The 16,649-nt window shown below is 69.9% G+C and carries 16 protein-coding genes and 2 tRNA genes; 13 read left to right on the top strand and 5 right to left on the bottom strand.

The window, feature by feature from the left end; genetic code table 11:
* Positions 1 to 14 precede the first annotated feature (14 nt).
* From M0R80_08970 to M0R80_08945, 6 genes are all read left to right on the top strand, one after another.
* Positions 15 to 1,349, top strand: coding sequence for a hypothetical protein (locus tag M0R80_08970; GenBank protein MCK9459755.1), 1,335 nt, complete (start codon positions 15 to 17; stop codon positions 1,347 to 1,349).
* A gap of 20 nt (positions 1,350 to 1,369) precedes the next feature.
* Complete coding sequence (locus M0R80_08965; protein MCK9459754.1) at positions 1,370 to 2,320, top strand: hypothetical protein; 951 nt, start codon at positions 1,370 to 1,372, stop codon at positions 2,318 to 2,320.
* A 59-nt stretch (positions 2,321 to 2,379) separates the two neighbouring features.
* Positions 2,380 to 2,465 (top strand) — tRNA-Ser (locus tag M0R80_08960).
* A 30-nt stretch (positions 2,466 to 2,495) separates the two neighbouring features.
* Positions 2,496 to 2,580: transfer RNA gene (locus M0R80_08955), tRNA-Ser, on the top strand.
* A gap of 50 nt (positions 2,581 to 2,630) precedes the next feature.
* On the top strand, positions 2,631 to 3,218 hold the full coding sequence (locus M0R80_08950; protein ID MCK9459753.1) for a hypothetical protein: 588 nt from the start codon (positions 2,631 to 2,633) through the stop codon (positions 3,216 to 3,218).
* A gap of 75 nt (positions 3,219 to 3,293) precedes the next feature.
* Positions 3,294 to 5,078, top strand: a complete 1,785-nt coding sequence (locus M0R80_08945) for a S1 RNA-binding domain-containing protein (protein MCK9459752.1) — start codon at positions 3,294 to 3,296, stop codon at positions 5,076 to 5,078.
* 37 nt (positions 5,079 to 5,115) lie between these two features.
* On the opposite strand, the gene M0R80_08940 is transcribed toward M0R80_08945, so the two are convergent.
* From M0R80_08940 to M0R80_08930, 3 genes are all read right to left on the bottom strand, one after another.
* Positions 5,116 to 6,918, bottom strand: coding sequence for an aminotransferase class V-fold PLP-dependent enzyme (locus tag M0R80_08940; protein MCK9459751.1), 1,803 nt, complete (start codon positions 6,916 to 6,918; stop codon positions 5,116 to 5,118).
* Positions 6,919 to 7,217: 299 nt separating this feature from the next.
* Entirely contained in the window at positions 7,218 to 8,204 is a 987-nt protein-coding gene (locus tag M0R80_08935) for an RluA family pseudouridine synthase (protein ID MCK9459750.1), read from the bottom strand.
* Between the two features lie 4 nt (positions 8,205 to 8,208).
* On the bottom strand, positions 8,209 to 8,472 hold the full coding sequence (locus M0R80_08930) for a hypothetical protein (protein MCK9459749.1): 264 nt from the start codon (positions 8,470 to 8,472) through the stop codon (positions 8,209 to 8,211).
* Positions 8,473 to 8,583: 111 nt separating this feature from the next.
* Between M0R80_08930 and M0R80_08925 the strand changes: the two genes are divergently transcribed.
* The 4 genes from M0R80_08925 to M0R80_08910 all read left to right on the top strand — a co-directional run bounded on the left by M0R80_08925 (position 8,584) and on the right by M0R80_08910 (position 11,506).
* Entirely contained in the window at positions 8,584 to 9,435 is an 852-nt protein-coding gene (locus M0R80_08925; protein MCK9459748.1) for a DUF1848 domain-containing protein, read from the top strand.
* Between the two features lie 44 nt (positions 9,436 to 9,479).
* Positions 9,480 to 10,130, top strand: a complete 651-nt coding sequence (locus M0R80_08920; protein ID MCK9459747.1) for a DUF2064 domain-containing protein — start codon at positions 9,480 to 9,482, stop codon at positions 10,128 to 10,130.
* Positions 10,131 to 10,203: 73 nt separating this feature from the next.
* A complete protein-coding gene (locus tag M0R80_08915) occupies positions 10,204 to 11,085 on the top strand; it encodes a hypothetical protein (GenBank protein ID MCK9459746.1) in 882 nt (293 codons plus the stop codon).
* A gap of 70 nt (positions 11,086 to 11,155) precedes the next feature.
* Positions 11,156 to 11,506: a hypothetical protein gene (locus M0R80_08910; GenBank protein ID MCK9459745.1), complete on the top strand. Its 351-nt coding sequence runs from the start codon at positions 11,156 to 11,158 to the stop codon at positions 11,504 to 11,506.
* Positions 11,507 to 11,554: 48 nt separating this feature from the next.
* Here M0R80_08910 and M0R80_08905 read toward each other — a convergent pair whose 3' ends face one another.
* Positions 11,555 to 13,447: a formylglycine-generating enzyme family protein gene (locus M0R80_08905; protein MCK9459744.1), complete on the bottom strand. Its 1,893-nt coding sequence runs from the start codon at positions 13,445 to 13,447 to the stop codon at positions 11,555 to 11,557.
* 7 nt (positions 13,448 to 13,454) lie between these two features.
* Positions 13,455 to 14,516 carry an N-acetylmuramoyl-L-alanine amidase gene (locus M0R80_08900; GenBank protein ID MCK9459743.1) on the bottom strand — a complete coding sequence of 354 codons (1,062 nt, stop codon included), beginning with the start codon at positions 14,514 to 14,516 and terminating at the stop codon, positions 13,455 to 13,457.
* A 112-nt stretch (positions 14,517 to 14,628) separates the two neighbouring features.
* Here M0R80_08900 and fliO point away from each other — a divergent pair, with 112 nt between their 5' ends.
* The 3 genes from fliO to M0R80_08885 all read left to right on the top strand — a co-directional run.
* Positions 14,629 to 14,937 (top strand): flagellar biosynthetic protein FliO, encoded by a 309-nt coding sequence (gene fliO / locus M0R80_08895; GenBank protein ID MCK9459742.1) that lies wholly within the window; start codon positions 14,629 to 14,631, stop codon positions 14,935 to 14,937.
* Entirely contained in the window at positions 14,934 to 15,593 is a 660-nt protein-coding gene (locus tag M0R80_08890; GenBank protein ID MCK9459741.1) for a flagellar type III secretion system pore protein FliP, read from the top strand. Before fliO ends, M0R80_08890 begins: the two co-directional genes overlap by 4 nt.
* Before the next feature lie 185 nt (positions 15,594 to 15,778).
* Positions 15,779 to 16,649 (top strand): LON peptidase substrate-binding domain-containing protein (locus M0R80_08885; protein ID MCK9459740.1); only part of this gene is annotated, 871 nt, incomplete at its 3' end.

Raw genomic sequence — 16,649 nt, 5'->3', positions numbered from 1 at the left:
ACAAGGAGGACACCATGAAACACGAACTCGCCATCGGCTGTGCCGCGCTCGCCGCACTGATGCTCGCGTCGGCGCCGGCGTCCGCCGCGGACGTCAAGGTGTGCGTACAGGTCGTCGAGCGGCTGGACGACAGCGCCGGACAGGCCGCGCCTTCGAAGGACGCCGCCGGGGAGGAGCAACCCGTGGCCCAGGAGGCCGCGCCCGAAGCGGAGGCCGCTTCGCCCACGGAAGCGGAGGCGCCGGCGCTGGTCCCGGGCGAGCCGCCTCCCGACGGACAGGACGCGGCGCTCCTGCCCGGCCCTCCCTCCGGGAAGGGCTTCCCGATCACGCCGAGCGGGCGCAAGGCCGCGCCGCCTAGGCCTTCCTTCCCGCCGGCCGAGGGGCCGCCGAAGCCCGGCCGCGGGCCCATCCCGCTGTGGACGAGCGACACGAAGCTGCCCTTCGGCCAGACCTCCGTCGTCTACCTGAAGCGGCTCTTCGAGCACTTCGTCACGCACCAGCCCGGCTACGTCGCCGTCGACGACAAGTGCGAGCAGCGGATCGTCGTCGAGCTGTATCCGCTGCGCGAGGGGTGGACCGTGTTCGCGCGCTACAGCGGCACCGGCCGCGAGGAGCGGGTGGATCAGCTCTTCCCCTCGGAGCTCAGCCAGTACGCGGAGCGCGCCGTGCTCGCGCTCCTCGACGACGTCCCGATCAGTGACACCATCAACCGCGAGAACGTGCTCAGGTCCGACTCGCAGAAGTCCGTCCAGCGGGTCAAGGGGTCGAACCACTTCGTGCTCATCCTGGGCACGCAGCTGCGGGGCGGCCAGATCGACTCGGCGATCGAGAGCGGCGCGAACGAGGGCGGCACGGAGTCGAAGATCCGCGTGTTCAGCCCCCTCAAGGCCGGGCTCGGGTACCGCGGGCGCTTCGAGAACTGGGGGCTCGAGGCGATGGCCCAGATCGGCATCGGCACCCAGTCGACCTCGGTCGACGAGAACCCGGAAGGCGGCCACATCGACCTCGGTGGTGACGCGGGAATGGCCGTGCACTTCCTCCACTACTTCGATCCGCGCGGCCTGAGCTCCTTCTACCTGGGCGCGGGCGCGACCTTCGAGCTCCTGTGGTTCCGGGCGATCAAGGACGTGGATCACCGCGATCACGACGACACGCGCTCCACGCTCGTTACAGGCGGCCTCGACATCGACGGCGTGATCGGCTGGGAGTTCATGCGCGCGTCGGCGGTGCAGTTCTACCTCCAGGGCGAGATCAACGCCCCGGCCTACGTGGCCCAGACCGAGGACACCTCGGGCAAGCTGCGCACGTGGTTCCCGGGCGTGTCGCTGAAGCTCGGCGTGGTGTTCTAGCGGAGCGAGGAGAGGACGACGTGCCGAACCGCGCACCACATGGCCCGCTGCTCGCCGCTGCGCTCGCGCTCCTCGCGATCGTCGCCCTGCCATGCGGCGGGCGCGCCGCGGCGGTGACGACCTGCCTGACCGTCCAGGCGGACGATCCGAAAATGCAGCCGGGGCTCTTGAAGCTCGTCGAGATCGAGCTCGCGCGCCACCCGAGCCACGCGCTCGTCGGGGCCGACTGCCGGGTCGCGCTCACGGTCGAGCTGTTCCGGGTCGGCGGCAGCCAGCAGCTGACGATGCGGCTCGACGAGAACGTCCCGATCCGGTTCACGATCGGCAAGGGAGACTCCCTCCCCGCGCGGGTCTCCGAGGCGATGTCGCTCGTCCTCGGCAACGACCCGGTCTCCCTCGCCGAGGACATCACGAAGCTCTCCGCCATCGAGCGGGCGAGCCACGCCATGGCCGTGCAGGGCGTCAACGTCTGGCGGTTCGAGCTGTTCCAGGCGGCGTACCGCACGGGCTCGGGCGCCGAGTTCGTGCCCGGCGGTGCGTTCGGCGTCACGCGCGGGGCGAGGCACTGGCAGGTGTTCGGGCGGCTCACCTTCTCGGGCTGGCCGAAGGAGGCCGAGGAGGACAAGCCCGTGCTCAAGATAGCGGCCGGCGCCGACGTCGGGATCGGGTACGAGCTGAGCGCGAACGCGGCCGCGACCTTCTACTTCGCCCTCGGCCTCGGCCTGCAGTACCTGAGGTTCGAGCGGCGGGCGGAGGAGTTGGGCGGCGGAATCGACACCATCAACGACTTCGCACCCCACGCCTTCGGGCGCATCGGCGTCAGGATGTTCCGGCTCTACGACTTCGATTTCGACATCTTCGTCGCCGGGTACCTCCCCATGAAGCCCACGAAACAGGACGACAACTACGTGTTCCCCGAGGAGGGGCGGTACACCATGAGCGCCCAGATGGGCGTTGGCGTGGGGTTCTGAGGCGCAGACACCCCCCACGGCACTTGACGCGCCATCTGCCCGCATATATTTTGCGCGGCGGAGAGATGGCCGAGTGGCCGAAGGCGCACGATTCGAAATCGTGTGAGGCTAACTACCTCCGTGGGTTCGAATCCCACTCTCTCCGCCGGGCGTCAAGCCCGCACTCTTTGGAAAAGGAGAGATGACCGAGTGGCCGAAGGTGCACGACTGGAAATCGTGTGTACCGCAAGGTACCTAGGGTTCGAATCCCTATCTCTCCGCCGATCGCCCGAGCCGCCGCGCTCCGCGCGGGCGCGACCATGATGCTGGAGTGAAGAACATGCGAAAGACGCTCGGCCTTGCGTTCGGTGCGCTCGCCCTCTCTTCCTGCATGGCCGGCCCCGAGGGCAAGGGCGCCAACGACTGCGTGGACAACGTCGATCAGGACAACGACGGCCTCCTCGATTGCGAGGACGACGGGTGCGCGGACGACGCGACCTGCATGCGGCAGATCGAGCAGGCCCGGGCCGCCGAGGCCGCCTCCTCCGCCGCGCGCGTCGCGGCCGCCGCCGCGGCCGAGGAGAAGGCGCTCGCCGACCAGATGCAGGCGTACTTCGAGCTCGACGGGATGTGGGTCCAGCAGTACCACAACGGCGAGAACGTCAACCTCGCCGCGGCCAAGGCGTACTGCGAGAAGCTGGTGCTCGCCGACAAGGACGACTGGCGCCTCCCGACCGAGGAGGAGGCGGTCGCGGCGTTCGCGTCCGGCAAGCTCAAGGAAGAGCCCTACGTGATGTGGACCTCGACGCGGCGCGGCGACAAGCGCGGCGTCATCGTCGGCATTACCTCTGGCGCGTCCAACGATTTGGCGGTACGCTTCGATTATGACTGCCGCGCCCGCTGCGTCCGCGGCAGATAGAGTTCGCCAACAAGATTCACACTCCCGGCCGCGTCGTTCCACGTTCCCGGGATAGTGATACACAACGCGAATAGCATGGATTTCATCGAGCTGACAAAGCGGTTGAACCGCAGCCTCTACGACTCTTGCGAGCGTGACGCGCTCCAGAGGATCGGTCGTGCCCTCGACCAGGCGGACGGCATCGCGCCGCTCCTGGAGGGCAACGACGCATCCCTGGCCCCGTTCCCGGCGGCCCGGCTGTGCGAGCTCGCGGACGCCCACCGAGCGTTCGCCGCGTGGAAAGGGGCCGCCCGCGAGCTGCGACGCGTTCTCGGCCAGAGCGGTCTGAAGCTCCCGGACGGCGCCATGAAGATCGCGACCACGCCGCAGGAGCTGGGCGCGCTCGAGCGGGCCGCGCGGATGTGCCAGCGCGCGTCCCACCCGGATCACGACGCGTGGGGCAAGGCGCTCGACGGACACGTGGAGCTGTGGCGGGCGAGCGTCGAGCTGTCGCTGCGCGCCGGATGGATCCGGATCGAGGTCGCGGCGCCAGACCACCCGGACGCAGACCAGTTCTCGTCGCACGCCACCTCGAAGATCGGCATCGCGGAGATCCGCGGCTACCAATGGCTCGGCGCCCGACGCGGCGAGCGCGCGGGGATCCTCCGGATCTCGCTGATTCTGCCGCACGACGAGATCCGCGAGCAGTCCGAGGCCCGCCTCCCCTCGCTCGGGCTTTGCGCGCAGAAGCGCGGCTCGGACGGCGTCCTCGAGGAGCTCGTCCTCGGCAACCTCGAGCGGGCGATCCGCGTCCAGCTCGATCACCGGGCCGAGTCGGAGGCGCTGCGCTCCGCGAGCCTCGCCTACCTCGGTCTCCTGACCGCGCCGCCGGTCAAGGTCGAGCCGCTGCTCGCGCTGTACGTCGGGAGCGTGAGCTCGCCCATCGGCGCCGCGGTGATCGACAAGGCGGGCGTCCCCGTCGCCACCCGGATCATCCCCGGCGGCGAGGACCTCCCGGCCGCTGTCGCGGCGCTCGTCGAGGAGCACAAGCCCGAAGCCGCGGCGCTGCCGATATCCGCGGGCGACACGGATCGCCTGAACACGGCGGTCGCGGCCCTCGGCGAGCTCCCGGTGACACGCGTGCATACGGGCGCGCTCAAGGAGGCGCGCGAGGAGTTGGACGTCGAGCTCCCACAGGCGATCGGAGCGGCCGTCGTGCTCGGGAGGCGCGCGCAGCGCCCGACAAGCGAGTTCGGGAAGGTGGCGCCGGGCGCGCTGGGCCTCGGCGAGTACTCCACCGATCTCGATCCCGAGAAGCTCGACGCCGTGCTGTCCGAGGCGCGCCTCATCGCGGGCTGGGCGCGGCGCGTCCGGCGCAAGGGCGGCGCGGCGCTGGCGGCCGACGGAGGAGGACACCGATCCCAGGCGGTGCGGACGATCAAGCGCCTCAACCCGCTCGTGAAGACCGTCCGCGATCTGAAGCCGGGGATGGTGGTGGACGGCGTCGTCACGAACCTCACGCGGTTCGGCGCCTTCGTCAACATCGGGCTGTCCACGGAGGCGATGATCCACGTGTCGCAGCTCTCGACCGAGTTCGTGGACGAGCCGTCGCAGGTCGTGCGGATCGGCCAGAGCGTCACGGCACGCGTGCCCGAGGTGATCCCGGAGAAGAACCGCATCGCGCTCTCCCTCAAGCCCGCGCCGGTGCCCGGAGAGCGGTCCCAGGCGCCGCGGCGGGAGAGCGGGCAGCACGCCCTGCCCCCCATGGTCGAGACGACCGGCGGCCCGCGCTCGGGCCCGTCATCCGGGCAGTCCGGCGGCGGCGAGAAGAAGAGCCGTTCGGCAGCGCTCGCCGACCTCCACGCCCTGTTCAAGAAGTAGAAGGGGCGCGCCGGTTCTCCTCCCGCGCCCGTCGTGCTCAGACGAGCCGCAGCGCCCCGGCGGCGGCGGAGACGAGCGAGCCGTGGCGTGCCTCGGCGAGCACCTGCCCCATGGCGGCGAGGAACTCGTCGATGTGGATCTCCTCGAGCGCGCCCATGTTGGCGACCTGGAAGTACCCCCCGGACATGGCGCCCTTGCTCTCGTAGACGATGAACCCGCGATCCTTGAGGCCGAGGTAAATGTCCTGGTACGTCATGCCGTCCGGCACCTTGACGACCGTGATGCTGTGCGACGAGCGCTCCTCGTCGACCAGGTCCATGCCGAGCGACAGGAGCCCGCGCCGGATGCGATCGTTCAGGCGCACGTAGTGGTTGCGCCGTCCGACGAGCCCGACCTCGAGCAGCTCGTCCAGCGCCGCGTTGAGCGACATCATCGTGTTGACCGCCGGCGTGAAGGGCGTCTGGCAGCGGTCCCTGAGGAACGCGCGGTACCTTCGCAGATCCAGGTAGTACGACCGCGGCTTGTCGCCCTCGATGGTCTGCCAAACGTCCCGGCGAACGCAGACCGATACGAGGCCGGCGAACGCGTGCAGGCACTTGTTGGCACTCGCGACGCACACGTCGATGTTGTCGCGCACAACGTCGACGTCCTCGGCCCCGAGGCTCGAAACCGTGTCCACGATGAGCGTCACCCCCCGCTTGCGCGTCATGGCGCCCACGGCGGCGACCGGGTTCAGCACGCCGACCGAGGTCTCGTGGTGCACGATGCCCACGGCCTTGATGTCGGGCCGCGCGTCGAGCAGGCGCTCCACCTCGTCGAGCGGGATCGGTGCGCCCCAGGACAGCGCGATCTCCTCGACCGCGATGCCGTGCGTCCGCGCGATCTCGGCCAGCCGCTCGCCGAACGCGCCGTTCCTGATCACGAGGAACTTCCCGGTCGCCGGGACGAACGTGTTGATCGCCGACTCCATGCCGCCCGTGCCCGACGCGGTGACGACGAGCACGTCGTGGTCCTTGTCCGCGCAGAACACCGTCTTCATCTTCCGCGTCACGGAATCGAACAGGCTCGAGAAGATCGGCTCGCGGTGGCACATGTCGCGCGCCCCGACGGCGGCCTTGACGCGCGGTGTTGTCACCACGGGACCGGGGTTCAGCAGCACGGCGTGCTCCCCGGCGTAGGCAGTCTCGAGCGTGTCGCCATGGAGCTGCAGGAGCAGCTCGGCGTAGCGGCGCGCCTGCGGGCTCGAGATGCTGATCCACCGGGCGTTCTCGACGTCCAGCGTGCGCACCTGGCCGCGTCGGGCCATGGCGCGGAGCGCGTCGAGGAGATCGATGTCGACGTCGTGCAGCAGCCGCCGCAGGCGCTCCACGAGCTGTGCGGAGATCCGCACGAGCCCCGGACAGACGCCATCCGCGTCGTCAAGGTCGGTCCCGAGATCGGTGACGAGATCGCCCTTGAGCCGGACCTTGATGCACTCCTCCTCGTCGAACACCTCGTCGCGGCGTCGGTCCACCGCGAGCAGCACCGAGTCCGCGGCGACCGGGCAGTGGATGACGCGCCGCACGAGCGACGGCGGGTACATGTGGTCCGACGGAACGAGTATCGTCTGGTCCTCGATCCACCCCGAAGCGGCGATCAGGGAGTGGGCGCTGCCGAGGTGCCAGTTCTCGTTGTGCACCACGGTGACCTTGATGCCGAGGTGATAGCTCTCGAGCGCTCGCCGCACGCGCTGGTCCTGATAGCCGGTGACGACGATCGCTTCCTCGACGCCCGCCGCGTGCAGGGTCCGGAGGTTCCGGATGATGAGCGGCAGTCCGCCCACCTTCGCCAGAGCCTTCATATGCCCGGAACCATTTACGATTCTAGCACTTCGTTCATCCGCGAGTACGATAGCGCGCTTCATCTCGAAATTCCTCATATTCCAATTCGAAACTGTATCAAAAAGTCACAGTGACACGCGTTTGCCACACTGCAAGCGTGTCGTTTCAGCAACACCTCGTCCCGAGCTTGTCGATTCTCCGTTCCATCATTCCTGGATTTTCGCGTACTTATAACAGTCTTGTCATCTTTTCGGCAAAATCCGTCTCCCGTCGGAAGCAATATTCGAACCAACAGATGGAAGTGAAGGCTCGGGGTCGGTCAGCCGATCGCCTCGCCGAGGTGGCGCAGCGCGTCGAGCGCGGCCGAGAACGCGGGGTTCGGCTCGCTCGTGAACGTCATCCGCCGTCCGAGGATCGGATGGTCGAACCCCAGCAACTCGGCGTGGAGCGCCTGTCCGGGGAGCGCATCGTGGACCGCGCGCAGGGCGGGCTGGAGGTGCTTGGGGCCGTACGCGCGATCGCCGAGCACCGGAAGGCCGTGGTCCGCACAATGCACGCGCACCTGGTGGGTCCGCCCGGTCGACAGCGTCACGGCGAGCATCGCCGCCGGCCCGGCGGGGAAACGCTCCACGGTCTCGAAAGCGCTCACCGCGCTCCTGCCGCGCCTCACCCGCGAGCTGAACAGCTTGCGATCGCCCTCGCGCCTGCCGTGCAGCGTGCGCCACTCGCCGCGATCCGGAGGCGTCCCGGAAACGAGGACCCGGTAGCGTCGATCTACGGTGTGCTCGTGGAACTGCACCGCGAGGTGCGCGTGGGCCGCCTCGGTCTTGGCGACGACCATCAACCCGGAGGTGTCCTTGTCGAGCCTGTGGACGATGCCCGGGCGAAGCGGATCGCCTCCCCGCGGCGCGCACCAGTGCAGCAGGGCGTTCACGAGCGTCCCGCGCGCGTGGCCCGGGGCCGGGTGCACGACGAGCCCCTGCGGCTTGTCGACGACCACGACGTGCTCGTCCTCGTAGCGGATCTCGATCGGGATCGGCTCGGGCTCGGCCGAGAGCGGCTCGGGGGGCGGCACGCGCAACTCGACGATCTGACCGGGCCGAAGGAGTCTCGCCGGGCGTGCGGCCGTTCCGTCGACGCGCGCGAACCCCGCGTCGATGACCCGCTTCAGCTGCGATCGCGTGATCTCGACGTCTTCCTGGCGGGACAGGAACTTGTCGAGCCGCGCACCGCGATCGCCGTCCTCCACGACCCAGCGCCAGACGTCGAGGATGTCGCTTTCCGAAAGGGAAGGTTCGTGGATCACCGACCTACCAGAGCTTGCACTTGATGTGGCCCTTGGACTTGATGAGCAGATCGATAATCGCGCGATCGTAGAAATTCAGCCCGAACAGCTCGGGCATGACGCGGCCGCGGAACAGCTCGCGCCCCTCTTCGATCTCCTCGGCGAGGATCTCGTAGAGGTTGTCGGCCTGGAGCCCCTCGAGGATCTTGTCCTCATTGTAGAGTGACAGGTCCGATGCGATCGCCCGCGCCAGTCGCCGGGCGGCCTCTTCGGTCTCAATTACGCGCATTGCAACCTCCCGAAATCGTTGCCAATCAACTATCACACAGCCGCGGGCAGGTCAATGCGACCCTCTCGCTGCGAGGCTGACGCGAGCGGCCCGCCGGGATAGAATGCCGCGATGGGCCAGCCCGAAAAGAGCGGCCGCCCGCTCATCCTGTCCGCGTCGCGGCGCACCGATCTGCCTGGCTTCCACGCCGAGACGTGCGCGTCCCGGATCCGCGGCCGGGTGGCGCGCTCGAGAACGCGCCCGCTCTATGGCGTCGTTTTCTGGACGAGACACCTCGCACCTTTCCTCCGCGGCGGCGCGCTCCACGATCTCGTGCGCCTCGAGCTCGCGAACCCGATCGTCAACCTCACGATCACGGGACTCGGCGGAGGACGCCTCGAACCCGCGACACCGTCCGTCGACGCCGCGATCGACGCCCTGCCGGCGCTCGTCGGCGCCTTCCACGACGAGCCCTGGCGCGTGCGGTGGCGGTTCGATCCGATCCTCGCCGGACACTCGCGGCTCGAAGACTTCGCACGTATCGCGGCCGCGATGTCGGCGCTCGGCGTGACCACGTGCACGTTCTCCTTTCCTTCGTATCGCAGCCTCAAGGGCGATCTGGCTCCGCAGTTCGAGGCCGCGGGGATCCCTCGCTGGCGCGAAGAGGAGAAACCGGCCTTCGTGCGCTCGATGGTCGAAATCGCGCGACCGCTCGGCATCGCGCTCCTCTCGTGCGCGCAACCCGACAACCTCTCGTTGAGCCCGTACGTCCAGCCCGCGCAGTGCGTTCCCGCGGACATCCTCGCCCATGGCCATCCGCACGGAGAGCCCTGCACGCTGGGCCGGGATCGCTCCCAGCGGACGCACTGCCTCTGCGTCGAGAGCGAGGAGATCGGCCGCTACGACGACGTGTGCCTCGGAGGGTGCGCGTACTGCTACTCCAAGGCGTCCACCGGCGCTCGACAGTCGACGTTCACGGGGTAGGCGGACACGTTGATGGGGGATTGCCGATAGGATAAGGACGCAACGTGGGGACAGACAAGAAAAGAGGGATGCTCGAGATCGCGCTGTTCGTGCGTGCGCCGATCCTCGGCCGCGTCAAGACGCGCCTCGCCGAGGAGATCGGGGCGGCTGAGGCGCTCGCCGTGTACACAGAGCTGCTCGACAGGACCATCGCCGCTGTCGTCGCGGCGTGCCGGGAGCGACCGGATCTCGCACCGGTGCTCTGGCACCTCGGGGAGTGGCCGGCGTCGTCTCCGCTTCCGGCCGCGATCGCCTCGAACCTGCGTCCCCAGCCGAACGCGGACATGCTCGGGAACCTCTGCGCGCTGTTTTGCCCCGACCCGAACGCCCCGCGGCGCGGCGTCGTCGCCGTCGGTGCGGATCACCCCGAGATAGCTCCCGCCGACGTGCTCAGCGCAGCATCCCTGCTCGACGAGGCGGACGTGTCGATAGGTCCCGCCGAGGACGGCGGCTTCTGGGCGCTCGGTGCCACGGTCGATATCCGCGAGGCGCTCCGCACCGTCCCTCTCGGGACAGGAGGCGCGCTCGCCGCGCTGGAGCACGCGGTCATGAGCTCCGGCTTCTCGGTGCGGCGCGGCCCGACGTTGTGGGATATCGACACGGCAGAGGACCTGCGGCGCTGGCGCGAGGGAATGCATCGGGGACAGCGCGAGTAGATCCTTTTTCCCGGCCGCCCGTCTCACCGCAGGAGCACAGGAAATCCACCTGAGCCGTTCAAGGAGGAGAGACATGCGCCGTTCCGTTTCGACAGTCGCCCTCGCGGTCGCCGCCGGCGCCGTCGCCGTAGCGTTGTACGCGGCGCCCGCCGCCGCGCAGAAGATGTCCCGTTCGGTTTCGTGGGGCGGGAGTTTCAGCGTCCAGATCGACTCGGACGACGGCGTCCTGCCGACGTACCATCATCGCGGCTACACCTTCGTCGAAGGGCGCCAGGGGCTGCGATACACGATCCGCGTCTACAACGGCACCGGCGAGCGCGTCGAGGCGGTTGTCACCGTGGACGGCCGTGACGTGATCACGGGCCGCCAGGGCAACTACAAGCGCCAGCGCGGGTACGTCATCGACCCGTATGCCTCGGTGGAGATCGACGGGTTCAGGACGTCATGGAGCGGCGTCGCGGCGTTCCGGTTCACTGAGGTGGAGGAGTCCTACGCAGCACGCATGGGCGACGACAGCGACGTCGGCGTGATCGGCGTCGCGATCTTCCGTGAGAAGGACAGGCGCCCCGTTCCGGTATACGAAGACGACTACTACGAGTCCCGCAGGCTCGGCTCCTCTCACGGCAAGTCGGCCGCGCCGTCCGCGAGCGGTGACGCGGCGGGTGGCTACGCGGCGCGCGAGCGCTCCGAGCAGGGGATCGGCACCGGCTACGGGGAGGATCGTTACTCGCCCGCCTCCGAGACGACGTTCGAACGGCGAAGCCGCCGGCCCGACTCCAAGCTTGCAATCTACTATGACGATCACCAAGGGCTGATCGCCCGCGGCGTCATCCGGCCCTACTACCCGCCGCCGCCCCGCCCCTACGAACCGAATCCGTTCCCACACAGCCCGGACCCCGGCTTCGCACCGCCCCCGCCCCCGCGCCCGTACAACCCCTATTACTACTGGGAGTAGCGTCGCCGGTTGAGCCCCGCCCCACGCCGCACTAGAATCCACGACGACCGACCGCAACGAGGAGGCGACCATGGATCTTTTCCTGGAAGGCGGCTTTGCCATGCCCTTCATCACGCTCTTCGGCCTCGCCGCATTCGTCGCGGCGATCCTCCACGCGGCGTTCGCGCGGAGGTGGTCGTTCATCCTCGGGATCGCCAACGTCCCGGTGCCGCTGCTCGTCGGCGTCGCGGGCTGGGTATACGGGCGCATGATGGTAGCCGAGGCGATCGCCTGGGGGGACGGCTTCGCTCCCGAGATCGCGGAAGTCGGCTACGCCGAGGCGCGGATCCCGCTCATCTTCGGCGCGATGGTCTTCTTCGTCTGCCTGATCCCGTTCGCCGTCGGCATCGCGCGGCAGGTGCGGCGCCTCACCCCGCGCTGAACCCGGGGATCCTATCGAACCGTCCCTCCCGCTGGGGTGAGCCCGCCGTCAGCTCCCGGTCCGCGCGCAGCGCACGCCTGTGTACCCGTCCCGTTGCGTCGGACCGGCGCTGCCCCGCACCTGCGCGGTCGCCAGCGACGGATCGCCCGTGTGCCAGGAGCCGCCGCGCTGCACGCGCCAGTCGTGCTCGCCGTCGTAGGCCGAGCTCGTCCACTCCCAGAGGTTGCCGACGACGTCACAGAGCCCGGAGGCGCTGTCGCCGCCGCGCTTCGAGCAGACCGGCCAGGTCGCACCGCGGCCGCAGCCGTCCCCCTCGGCGCCCCCGCCCCACACCGCCCTATCGCAGGAGACGCCGGCGGCCCCGGCCCACGGCCACAGACGCCCGCCGGCGTCGGACGCCTCCGCGGCCCACTCCTCCTCCGTCGGCAGCCTGCCGCCGAGCCAGGCGCACACCGCCACCGCCTGCCGCCAATCGATGCAGTTCATCGGGTGCTTCCCGCGGCCGGCCTTTCCCCAGTTGCACGTCGCCGCCGCTTCCGGGCGCTCGACGGCGCCGTCGAACGGCACGCCGAGGCCCGCCGACGAGCAGGCCCCGGCGCCCACGCACGCCCGGTACTGCTCCACCGTGATCTCGCTCCGCGTCAAGCGCACGCCGGCGGGAGCCGAGTAGACCCACTCCACGCCCGCGGGACCGACCTCCTTCGACGACGTCTCGCCCTGCGCGGAGAGCCGCTTCGCCTCGCGGATCGCGGTCTTCAGGTACGGGTTGTCCTCTCCCGGGTAGGCCTGGATGAACCGCTTCCAGATCGCCAGCCGTTCGGCCGCGCTGCCCTTCGCCCCGCGCGCGGCCTCGTACGCCTCACGGATCAGCGTCGCCCGCTCGCGCTCGGCGGCGAGCTTCCTCTCCTTCTCGGCGTCCGCACCCTCTGCCGCTGCCCTCGCCGCGAGCGCGTCGTCGATGCGCGCGATCTCCTGCCGCGCGCCGGCCGCGTGCGGGTTCTCCACCGGGTAGTCGCTGAGGAACCGCTGGTACAGCTCGAGCCGACGCTCCAGATCGGCGCCCTTCGCCTTGTCGCGCAGCGCGGCCCACGCCCCCTCGAGCTGCGCGCCGTAGCTGGCGGCGCCCTTCTGCGTCACGGCGACAGGCGGGGTCGCCGCGCCCGCCCCGGCGCCGCTCGCGGGGGCCGCCGGCTGCTCGTCCGCGGCCCGTTCGCCTAAAGGCTCGAGGAACAGCTGCACGATCGCCTGGCAGCGCGGATCGTCGGCGCGCGCCTGCTCGCCGGCGCACGTCTCCGGGAAGCCGTCCTGGCGCAGCGTGCCCGCGCCCGCAGCGGTCGACGCGCCGGCGCCCGCGCCGGAAACGCCTGCCTCCACGCCCGCTCGGCGGCGCGCTTCGGACACGAGGCGGTACGCGCCTATCGCCATGCCGGAAACGAAGTGCGTCGCACGCGCGCACCCGACGGAGAGCGCGTCGCGGCCGAACGCCGCAGTCCGCGCCCGCCGCATCCCGACGATGACGTAGTCGAGCGACCACCTGTCTCCGGCGCGGAACTCGGCGGCGAGGTTCAGCGCGCCTATCGGGAGCTTGGCGAAGATGTCTTCCTGGCTGGTGATGTACTCGGTGCTCGAGCTCGGCGTCGTCGCGACCAGGGCGTAGTCGCCCTCGCGCTCGCAGCCGTACAGGACCTCGAGCTCGCAGCTCGCGTAGCGCACGAGCAGCACCCCGTCCTGTGAGGCCGCCTGGATCCGCGCCTTGTTCGTGCCGACCCACTCGACGAGCCACGGATCCGATCTCCCGGAGACGTCGGCGCAGCGGTACTTGCCGCCGACGTTCCCGCCCTCGCCCGGAGGCCCCTCCGGGATTCGCGGCGGCCCGCAGGCGGCGAGGCAAGCCGCGATCGCGAGGATCCCGGCCCAAAGCCGCTGCGCCTCTCGGGACAAGGCTCCCCTACCCCGCCGTGAACTCGTCGAACGCCGCGAAGATCGCCTCCGCCTCGCCCGCGAGGTAGCTGTCGTCCGTGTTGAGGAGGTCGTACTCCTCGGGGTTCGAGTAGAACGACCCCTCGGTGAGGATGCCGATCGCGTCCGTGTTCTGCAGCACGTACAGCCCGTAGCCGAGCGCGCTGCGATCGCCCCAGGTCTGGTACCCGGTCACGTCCATCACGTCGTACAGGTGGTCCGTCGTCAGCGCCGCCCAGTCGGGCGCGTCCGCGAACCAAGGGTCGTACGCCGTGTCCTCGCCGTAGATCGTGAGCGTGTAGTTGACGACCGTGTCGGTCACCGCGTTGTGGTGGAGCGAGATGAAGTAGTCCGCGGGCCACGCGTTGCACGCGTCGGTGCGCGAGCCGAGCGAGGACACGACGAGCATCGCCTGCTCCTCCGCGCCCTCGTTGTCGAAGTCGTCCGCGAAGATGGTCTCCTCGCTGATGTCGTCGGTCGTGAGGAGCACGTCCCAGCCCGCCGCGCGCAGAAGATCCTCGAGGTAGAACCCGACCTTGCGGTTGATGATCGCCTCCCACAGCTTGTCGCCGTCCGAGGAGGGGTGCCCGGGGTCGAGGCAGACGCTCCCGAGGTTCTCGTCGATGGTGAGCGTGATCGACAGCGCGAGATCGCCGCCGACGACGAACGTGATAGGCCGCGCGCCCGTGCCGCTGAACGCGTAGGAGAACGAGAACTCTCCCGCCGCCGGCGCCGAGCCGAGCAGCCACTCGCCGTCCGCGAACACCTCGAGCGGGCCTGGCGTGTGCCCCGAGAAGAGCACCGGCGCGAGGCGGTAGAAGTGCTCGCCATCGGCGGGCGTGAACAGCGTGAAGGCGTCGGCGTCGGTGTCCGCGTCGCCCCCGTCGGCGCCGCCGTCGGCGCCCGCGTCCGAATCCCCGTCCGTGTCGGAGTCGCCGTCGGAGTCCGTGTCGGTGTCGCAGCTCATGCCGGAGGACGTCTCCCCGCCGTCGCACGCCCCGCTCCCCGCCGCCGCAAGAAGGACGCACCCGATCCGGAACAGCGCACGCATGGCCACCTCCTCGTGTCCCGCCTCGTCGAGTTTGTCGGAATCGCGGCGGATCCACAAGCGCCGGGCGCGTTCTCCGTTGACACGCCGGCGGGGCCAAGTATCGTCCGTGGCCATGCTGCTCGCGTCCGGATCCCTGCTCGCGGACTTCGGCCCCCTGGTCGCCAAGTCCGCGCTCGTGCTCGCCCTGGTCGCGCTCGCCGCGTGGGCCGCCGCGAGGTTCCTCGGCCCCCGCCTCGCCGCGCGCCGCGGGGACGCCCGGATGCGGGTCGTCGAACGGCTCGCGCTCGATCCCCGCCGCAACCTCTACCTGGTCGACGTGGACGGCGAGCTCCTCGTCGTCGGCGTGTCGGAGCACGGCGTCGCGTTCCACAAACCCTCCGCGCCGCGCGCACCCGCCGCGGGACCCGAAGAGGCGCCGTGACCGGCGAGACCGCCATGTTCAGCCACCTCGGCATCATGGCGCTCGCCGCGATCGCGCCGTTCGCGCTCATCGCCGGGACGTCGTTCGCCAAGATCGCGGTCGTGCTCCACCTCATGCGCTCGGCGCTCGGCGCGCCCGGCGTGCCGCCCGCCTCCGTGATCACCGCGCTCGCGGTCGTGCTCAGCCTCGGCATCATGGCGCCGGTCGCCTCGGAGATGGCCGACGCCGCCGAGTCCGTGACCCGCACCGCGGATCCGGCCGCGGCGCCGGGCGACCCGCTCGGGATCGGCGAGGCGCGCGCCCTCTACGACGCGGTGTCGCCCCCCATGGTCGATTTCCTCGCGGCGAACACCCCGGACGGGGAGGTGGCCTTCTTCCGCGATCTCCAGCCCGACGGCGCCGCCTCGGATCCGCGATCCGTCCGCGTGCTCCTGCCCGCGTTCGCCATCACGGAGATCATCGAGGCGTTCATGATCGGGTTCCTCCTGCTCCTGCCGTTCCTCGTGATCGATCTCATCACGGGCAACGCGCTCCTCGCGCTCGGCCTGCAGACGATCCCGCCCGCGGCCGTGTCGCTGCCGCTCAAGCTGCTCCTCTTCCTCGCGGTCGACGGGTGGCACGTCCTCGTGAGCGGGCTTTCGATCTCGTACGCGTAGAGGCCCAGCGGCCGCAGTGGGACGAAGGCGGAGTGGGACTGCTAGGACTTGCGGGACAGGTGGGATGCGGGAGTCCTGCCAGTCCTGATTGTCCCCGCCGTCCCGCGCTTCGCCGCTTCCTCCCGGGTTGCCACCCGCGCCGCACGTGCCTACAATCCCCCGAGACGCCTTCAAGGGACGGTGACATGACGGACGAAAAGACCATCCTCCTCGACGAGCACGGCAACCCGGTCCACAAGCAGGGCGAGCCCGCGAAGCCGGACGAGCACGGGCTGATTCCGATGTCGGGCGAGCGCCCGATGCACCTCATCGTCGTCCCGCTCGACGAGCACATCCTCTTCCCCGGGATGACGCTGCCGATGCTGCTCGGCTCCGAGAAGTCCCGCGAGGCCATGGAGTTCGCGCTCGCGCAGGGGCCCTTCGTCGCGCTCCTGCCGCGGCTCGAGGCGCTCGACGAGGCGCACCCGGAGCCGCCGCGCCCGGAGCAGCTCCTCGAGAGCGGCGTGCTCGCCCGCGTGCTCAAGGTGCTGAACCTGCCCGACGGGAACCGCTCCGTCGTCGTGGAGTGCGTCACCCGCGTGAAGGTCGAGAAGTACGCGCGCACCGAGCCGTTCCTGATAGCGAAGGTCGACTACCCGCCCGACACGTACGAGGACACGATGGCGAACAAGGCCCTGTGGCGCGCCTCGCGGATGTCGCTGCAGGAGCTGTTCCGCGAGATCCCCGGGCTGCCGGAGGGGTTCAACATCGCCGCCGCCAACCTCGAGGGCCCGGCGCAGCTCACGGACTTCGTCGCCTCGCACATCGACCTCCCGAGGAACGACCGGCTCGCGCTCCTCGCGAACACGAAGGTCGAGGAGCGGCTCTTGCTCGTCGCCGAGGCGCTCACCCGCGAGCTCGAGCTCGCGCGGCTCGCCGGGAAGATCCGCGAGGACATCCGGGAGAAGGTCGAGAAGACGCAGCGCGAGTACTACCTCCGCGAGCAGCTCAAGGCGATCCGCCGCGAGCTCGGCGAGGAGGTGGATCAGAAGGAGCCCATCCCGAAGGAGCTCGCGG

This window comes from Pseudomonadota bacterium (assembly GCA_023229365.1).
Lineage (GTDB): Bacteria > Myxococcota_A > Polyangia > JAAYKL01 > JAAYKL01 > JALNZK01.
This window is presented reverse-complemented; position numbering and strand designations above follow the sequence as displayed.

Bases quoted from the DNA above. Each gene is read 5' to 3' on its own strand.
- M0R80_08900 (MCK9459743.1), bottom strand. From the start codon at position 14,516: ATGCGTGCGCTGTTCCGGATCGGGTGCGTCCTTCTTGCGGCGGCGGGG.
- M0R80_08915 (MCK9459746.1), top strand. From the start codon at position 10,204: ATGCGCCGTTCCGTTTCGACAGTCGCCCTCGCGGTCGCCGCCGGCGCC.
- M0R80_08940 (MCK9459751.1), bottom strand. From the start codon at position 6,918: ATGAAGGCTCTGGCGAAGGTGGGCGGACTGCCGCTCATCATCCGGAAC.
- M0R80_08910 (MCK9459745.1), top strand. From the start codon at position 11,156: ATGGATCTTTTCCTGGAAGGCGGCTTTGCCATGCCCTTCATCACGCTC.
- M0R80_08930 (MCK9459749.1), bottom strand. From the start codon at position 8,472: ATGCGCGTAATTGAGACCGAAGAGGCCGCCCGGCGACTGGCGCGGGCG.
- M0R80_08945 (MCK9459752.1), top strand. From the start codon at position 3,294: ATGGATTTCATCGAGCTGACAAAGCGGTTGAACCGCAGCCTCTACGAC.
- M0R80_08970 (MCK9459755.1), top strand. From the start codon at position 15: ATGAAACACGAACTCGCCATCGGCTGTGCCGCGCTCGCCGCACTGATG.
- M0R80_08925 (MCK9459748.1), top strand. From the start codon at position 8,584: ATGGGCCAGCCCGAAAAGAGCGGCCGCCCGCTCATCCTGTCCGCGTCG.
- fliO (MCK9459742.1), top strand. From the start codon at position 14,629: ATGCTGCTCGCGTCCGGATCCCTGCTCGCGGACTTCGGCCCCCTGGTC.